This is a genomic window from Pseudomonas sp. HMSC057H01 (genome assembly GCF_001836405.1).
GTDB classification, from domain to species: Bacteria; Pseudomonadota; Gammaproteobacteria; order Pseudomonadales; family Pseudomonadaceae; genus Pseudomonas; species Pseudomonas aeruginosa.
Window position 1 is genome coordinate 133615 of the sequence record NZ_KV828426.1, and the last position, 6049, is coordinate 139663.

Genomic DNA, 6049 nt, shown 5'->3' on the forward strand with positions numbered 1-6049 from the left:
TCACGTCGCCCGGCAAGTCGGACTTGATGCCCGTCACCAACGCAGCCGCGATCACTGTCCCGGCCATGACTTGATACGGCGAGGCCGGCATTTGCAGGTTGCCGGAATTGCGGGTTTCCGTAGAACCGCCTTTCAGGAATGCCTCCTTCTGGTCTTGCCGGTTCTGCGTGGCAGTCGGGTCGGCAGGCTGGGCCGCCATCGAGGCAGGCCCAGCCGCCAGCGGGTCGAAGCCTGCCAAGGCGTTGCCAGTCGCAGCCGCAGCGGCTTGGGCCGTGGCTGGCGCTGCGGCATTGCCCTGCTGGCCCGAGCGGAAGAACACCGATGAGGCCGCAGCGGCGTCAGCCTCCTTGCGCAAGGCGTCCTCGGGGTCGTGGCCGGGCGGCACATAGGTCGGCGTGACCGGCTGCTGCGAGGCCACGATGGCGGGGCCAAGGTCGCCCGGCAGCGGCGGCCCCAGCTCGGGCACCTTCTGCGGCAGCTTCGAGTAGTCGGCCGGCAGGCCGTCCAGCCCTTCGGACTTGGACACGCGATCGACGTTGTAAAGCTCGGTCTGCTCGCCCGCGCCGCGCCGGTGCGGCTGCAATGACCAGATGGTCGCACCCAGCACGGCGACCGACAGGCCGCCCATGAACATCGCCAGCGTGCGCCGGTTAAGGCGCGTGACCGGGCGCGGCTGCGCGCGCAGCGCCACCGCCTCGGGCGCGACCTTGCCCACCTGCGGCGCGGCACGGTCGGGGGTGTCGTCCTGGCTCATGGTCAGTTCCTCCGCGCGCCGTCCGTGCGCTCGATCCGCACCACGTCGCCCTTGTCGCCGCCCAAGCGCAGCTCCGCCGCCCCAAAGAGGCGATCCACGATGTAGTACGGCGCACGGAAGCGGTAGTTCACCAGTTGCCCGTCGCCCTGCGCGCCGATGACGAACAGCGGCGGCAGCTCGCCTTGCGCGATGCCCGGCGGGAACTGGATATAGACCTTCTCGCCGTCATCGAAGGCGCGCAGCGGCTTCCACGGCGGATTGCTGCCGCTGATCGCGTAGCGGAAGCGGATCTTCTCCAGCGACAAGCCGGTATCGACTGGCGCGGCGGCGCTGGCCGCCTGCGCCTGGCGCTGCAAGGCCAGCATCTTGTCCTTCGGGTACTCCCACGACACTGACGCCATCCACGTCTTCTCTGTCGAGGTCAGCTCCAGCAGGTAGGTGCGCCGGCTGGTGGTGATGACCAGATTCGTCTTGAGGCCCGAGCGGATGGGCTTCACCATCACGTTCACGCGCAGCGCATCACCGCTGCCGCTGGATGTGTCGCCCACGATCCAGCGCACAGTGTCGCCAGCGGCGACCGTCACCAGTTCCTCGCCCGGCTGGAGCGTGATCACGGTCACGCGGCCCACGGCCGCATAGACCTGATACAGCGCGCCATCGGTGTAGGGCCACACCTGAATCGCATTGACGTAGCCCTCGCGCGTGGGCGCGATGCGGGCCTCGGCGTTGGCACGCGAGACGCGCACGGTTTCGTCGGCAGGTTCAGGGACGGGCTTGGCAGCCTCGGCTTCGGGCAATGGCTTCAACTGCGCCGGCAGCGCCAGCGGCTCGGGCACCTTGACCACCTCCACCGGCGCGGGCGGCTCCGGCAGCGGCTGCGCCTGCACCGGCTCATCGAGCGAGATGGTCGGCGGCGGCTTGCCCTGCGTGGCGCAGCCCGCGAGGGCCAGCAGGATCAGCGGCAAGGCGGATTTGCGGAAAACATCATTCATGGCTTTGCTCCTTCGGAAGAATCCAGTTCACGGCTCCACGACAGGCCGTTGACGTAGATGCCCAGCGGGTTCTTGCGCAGGCGTTCTTCGGTGCGCGGTGGCTGGAGCACGATGGACACCACCGCCGTCCACCGCTCCAGGCCCGCCGCGGCGCCGTTGACGTAGCGCCGTTCCGTCCAGCGCACGTTGAAAGACGTGTCGCTGGCGCGCACGACGCTGGTGATCTGCACCGTCACCGACTCCTTGCCGATGCGTGCGAACGGGTCGTTGACCCGCGCGTAGTCGTTGAGCACGGCCGCGCCCTTGTCGGTCGTGTAGTCGTAGGCGTCCAGCCAGTTTTGGCGGACGACGATGGGGTCGATGGACAGCGAGCGCACCAGCGTCACGAAGCGCGCAATGTGGTGCGCCGTCTGTGCATCGCTGGGGCGGTACGGCGTGGCGGCTTCGCCCACAGCGCGCACCTGGCCCGCGTTGTCCACCTCCACCACATAGGGCGTCACGATGGACTGCGCCGAGCGCCACACCAGGCCGCCGGCCATCAGCAGCGCGAGCGTCAGGCACCCGAACGCCATCAAGCGCCAGTTCTTCGCCTGCACGCGCGGCGAGCCGATACGGTCGTCCCACACCTGGCCGGCAGCTTGGTACGGCGTGGCAGGCTGCGGCGTGTCGGCGTAGCGCACCTGCGGTTTCTTGAATCGCATGGTCAGTTCTCCTTATGAGTCGGAATCGCGCAGGCTCGGCCCTTGGCCGGAGCCGCCGCCATCGCCACCGCGCAGCGTGTGGGCGGTGGTGGTCGCGGCATGAGTGAGTTGCTGGCGGCGTTGCAGCCGCTTGGCCCAGGCGGGTTGCTCGGGCGTCTGTGCAGCGGCAGCGCCTGCGGGGGCTTCGCTGGTGGCGGCTTGGCCGGCTGACGCGCCAGCGTCGCCTTTCCAGCCAGCGCGGAACGGCGCGGCCATGCGCTGCCCAGCAGCGGAAGCGCGGGATGCGGCAGCGCGTCCGGCGGACTGCGCGCCGGTCTTGGCGACGTTGCCCAAGCCCGCCATCGCGCCTTTGGCACCGCCGCCTGCTGCTGCGGAACCGGCCTGGAACGCCGACTTCGCGCTGCCAGCCGCCGACGTGGCGGCACGCGCGCCGCTGCCGGCCAGCTTGGCGGCGGCCGGGGCCATGCGGGCACCAGCGGCCACCGCACCGCCCACGCCCGTCGCGGCAGCACCGACAGCCACTGCCGTTCCGGCTGCGCCGATAGCGGCACCGGCCATCGCGCCCGCGCCGAGCTGGGGCGCACCGGACACGAGGCCCGTGGCGATGCCGGGGCCGAAGATCCCGAGCGCCAGCAAGGTGAGCGAGGCCAGCATGATGACCAGCGCGTGGTCGATAGAAGGCTCGTCAGGATGGACTTGGAACTGCGCGAAAAGGCCCGAGCCGATACCGACGATCACAGCCAGAACCAGCACCTTGACGCCAGCGGATACCACGTTGCCCAGCACCTTTTCGGCCAGGAACGAGGTCTTGTTCCACAGCGCGAACGGCACCAGCACGAAGCCAGCCAGCGTCGTCAACTTGAACTCGATCAGCGTGATGAAAAGCTGGATCGCCAGCACGAAGAAGCACAGCACCACGACTAGCCATGCGAGGAACAGCACCAAGATGGCATCGAGGTTCAAGAACACCTCGGGAAATCCCATCAGGTCATCGAGTTGCAGGAAGATCGGCCCGCCCGCATCAAGGCCGGCCTTCGCCAGCCGGCCCGGCTGCAAGAAGTCTTCCATCGTGATAGTCGAGCCGGTGGCGGTGATACCCAGTCCCGCGAACGAGCGGAACACGATGCTGGCCAGCCAGTTGAAGTTGTTGATGATGTAGGCGAAGGCACCGACGTACAGCACCTTGCGCAGCAGCTTGGCGATCACGTCCTCGCCCTGGCCGGTGGCATGGCTCATGGCCCAATACAACCCGGCGATCGTCATGTCGATGACGATCAGCGTGGCCGTGAGGAACGCCACTTCGCCGCGCAGCAGCCCGAAACCCGAGTCGATGTAGGTGGCGAAGGTGTTGAGGAACTGGTCGATGATCGTCACGTCATTCATGGCGTGCCCTCCGGGGCGGCGGGCAAGGCCGGCGCGGTGCCATCGGCCGGTTCCTCGAAGCTGGGCGAGATCGGCGGCAGGTCGGCCAGCGTCTGGTATTCATCCGGCCCGGCCTCGCCGGAAAAGAAGCGCCGCCGGAAGGCTTCGGCGGCGGCGCGGCAAGCGTCCTCGCCCGTGGCCTGCCGGTCGGCCGCGCATTGCGCGCGCAATGCCTTGAGCCGCACGGGATCGGCGGCCAGGGCATCGGCGAGGTTGTCGGCCGGCTGCTCGCCGCAGGCGGCCAGCAGCACGGCACCAAGGACGAGGACGCATCGCATGTCGGCCCCCGTCAGTCGCGGTAGAAGTTGACGGACTGCGGCGTGTACGGCGTGCCTTCCCCGAGGAAGCGCCGCCGCACTTCGCGGGCGCGCTCGGTGGCCGCCGCCTGCCGCGCCAGTTCCAGCGAGGCGGCCCGGTCTTGCGTGATCTGGAGCCGCTGCGACTGGATCGACTGCTTGGCCTGCAAGGCGAGCAACTGGTTCATGGCCTGCATCGCTTGCAGCGCGCCTTGCGCTGACTGGCTCTTGCCGACCAGATCGGCCAGCACGCTTTCGTCTTCGCCCAGGTTCTGCGACACCTGCGCCTGCATCTGCATGGTGGTCTGCAAGCCGTTGAGCGTGTTCTTCCACCGCTCTTGGGCGTCGCGGTACATCTGGTCGCCGCTGACGGTGGCGGCGTACTGCTCCGGGTACAGGCGCGCGAACTCCCGATCCAGATTCGTCACGTCGTAGGCCAAGCCGCGCGCTTGGGCGATCAGCCGCTCGGTGGTCGCCAGGTTGGCGCGCAACTGGCCGACGACGCTGGACGGCAGGCTGGCGAGGTTGCGCGCCTGATTCATCAGCATCTGCGCTTCGTTCTGAAGCTGCTGGATTTGGTTGTTGATCTGTTCCAGCGTGCGGATCGCGGTCAGCGTGTTCTGCACGAGGTTCGTGGGGTCGATCACGACCCATTGCGCATGGGCGGTGGCGGTGCAAAGCATGGCCGCGATGGCAGCGGCGACAAGGCGCTTCTTCATGGCAGGTTCTCCAGTGGTTGGTCAGCGAAGGAAACCGGCGCGAGGCCGGGGAACGAGGGCAGCAGGTCAGCCGCCCAATCGAGGCCGCGATGGCGCAGCCATGCGCCCGCGAAGCCGGGCGTGCCGGCGTCCAGCAGCACGCGATCCATGTCGCGCTGGTCTTGCGGCGTGGAAGCGCCCGCGAAGGCCAGCGTCGCCAGTCCCAGGTCGAGGTCGAACAGGCGGTTGCCGAGGCGGGATTGGTAGTAGTAGTCGCGCTTGGGCTGCGCGGTGGCGACGATCTCGATCTGCCGCCTGTTGAGGCCGAAGCCCTCGTAGATCGTGCGAATCTGCGGCTCGGTCGCCTGCGGGTTCGGCAGGAAGATGCGGCTTGCGCAGCTTTCGATGATCGCGGGCGCGATGCTCGAATCCTTGATGTCCGCAAGCGACTGCGTGGCGAAGATGACGCTGACGTTCTTCTTGCGCAGCGTCTTGAGCCACTGGCGGATGCGCGCCGCGAACACCGCGTCATCGAGGAACAGCCACGCTTCATCGAGGATCAGCAGCGTGGGCGCACCGTCAAAGCGTTCATCGAAACGCGCAAAGAGGTAATGCAGCACGGCCATGACGGCGGCCTTGCTGTGCATCAGCTCCTCCATCTCGAAGCACTGCACGTCGGCCATGCCCAGCCGGTCGTGATCGGCGTCCAGCAGCTTGCCGTGCGCGCCGCCCAGCACATAGGGCGCGAGCGCCTGGCGCAGCACATTGCTCTGCAACAGCACGGAAAGCCCGGTCATCGTGCGCTGCTCCACCGGCGCACCGGCCAGGCTCCCCAGCGCCGACCAGATGGCGGCCTTCTCATCGGGGCCGACCGTCACGCCTTCATGCAGCAAGCGGCCTTCGATCCATTCGGCCGCCCAGGTGCGGTAGCCTTCACGGTCGATACGGGCAAGCGGCTGGAAAGCGATTTCGCCATCCGTGCCCAGGTCGTAGTGCTCGCCGCCCAGCCCGAGGATCGTGGCGCGCATCGAGCAGCCCATGTCGAACGCGAAGATGCGCGAGCCGCGATAGCGGCGAAACTGCATCGCCAGCGTGGCGAGCAAGACCGACTTGCCCATGCCGGTCGGGCCGGCGACCAGCGTGTGGCCCACGTCGCCGATGTGCGTCACCAGCCGGAACGGCGTCG

The 6049-nt window shown here is 68.1% G+C and carries 6 protein-coding genes and 1 pseudogene; all 7 read right to left on the reverse strand.

What is annotated here, in order from left to right; all coding sequences use genetic code 11:
* Positions 1 to 754, reverse strand: a pseudogene (locus tag HMPREF2581_RS09020) (TrbI/VirB10 family protein); the annotation flags it as partial.
* 2 nt (positions 755 to 756) lie between these two features.
* Positions 757 to 1746 carry a P-type conjugative transfer protein TrbG gene (trbG, locus tag HMPREF2581_RS09025; RefSeq protein ID WP_003138972.1) on the reverse strand — a complete coding sequence of 330 codons (990 nt, stop codon included), beginning with the start codon at positions 1744 to 1746 and terminating at the stop codon, positions 757 to 759.
* On the reverse strand, positions 1743 to 2447 hold the full coding sequence (gene trbF, locus HMPREF2581_RS09030) for a conjugal transfer protein TrbF (protein WP_003138973.1): 705 nt from the start codon (positions 2445 to 2447) through the stop codon (positions 1743 to 1745). The genes trbG and trbF overlap by 4 nt, the downstream gene beginning before the upstream one ends.
* A 12-nt stretch (positions 2448 to 2459) precedes the next feature.
* Positions 2460 to 3830, reverse strand: coding sequence for a P-type conjugative transfer protein TrbL (gene trbL, locus HMPREF2581_RS09035; RefSeq protein ID WP_003138975.1), 1371 nt, complete (start codon positions 3828 to 3830; stop codon positions 2460 to 2462).
* A complete protein-coding gene (locus tag HMPREF2581_RS09040) occupies positions 3827 to 4147 on the reverse strand; it encodes a hypothetical protein (RefSeq protein WP_016254219.1) in 321 nt (106 codons plus the stop codon). Before HMPREF2581_RS09040 ends, trbL begins: the two co-directional genes overlap by 4 nt.
* A gap of 11 nt (positions 4148 to 4158) precedes the next feature.
* The gene (gene trbJ / locus HMPREF2581_RS09045) at positions 4159 to 4884 is read right to left on the reverse strand and encodes a P-type conjugative transfer protein TrbJ (protein WP_003138979.1); all 726 of its coding nucleotides are present in this window, start codon (positions 4882 to 4884) and stop codon (positions 4159 to 4161) included.
* Positions 4881 to 6049 (reverse strand): helicase HerA-like domain-containing protein (locus HMPREF2581_RS09050; protein ID WP_139181898.1); only part of this gene is annotated, 1169 nt, incomplete at its 5' end. The genes HMPREF2581_RS09050 and trbJ, both read right to left, overlap by 4 nt.

Excerpts from the sequence above, each read along its gene's own strand:
- trbF (WP_003138973.1), bottom strand. The coding sequence starts at position 2,447 with ATGCGATTCAAGAAACCGCAGGTGCGCTACGCCGACACGCCGCAGCCT.
- trbG (WP_003138972.1), bottom strand. The coding sequence starts at position 1,746 with ATGAATGATGTTTTCCGCAAATCCGCCTTGCCGCTGATCCTGCTGGCC.
- trbL (WP_003138975.1), bottom strand. The coding sequence starts at position 3,830 with ATGAATGACGTGACGATCATCGACCAGTTCCTCAACACCTTCGCCACC.
- HMPREF2581_RS09040 (WP_016254219.1), bottom strand. The coding sequence starts at position 4,147 with ATGCGATGCGTCCTCGTCCTTGGTGCCGTGCTGCTGGCCGCCTGCGGC.
- trbJ (WP_003138979.1), bottom strand. The coding sequence starts at position 4,884 with ATGAAGAAGCGCCTTGTCGCCGCTGCCATCGCGGCCATGCTTTGCACC.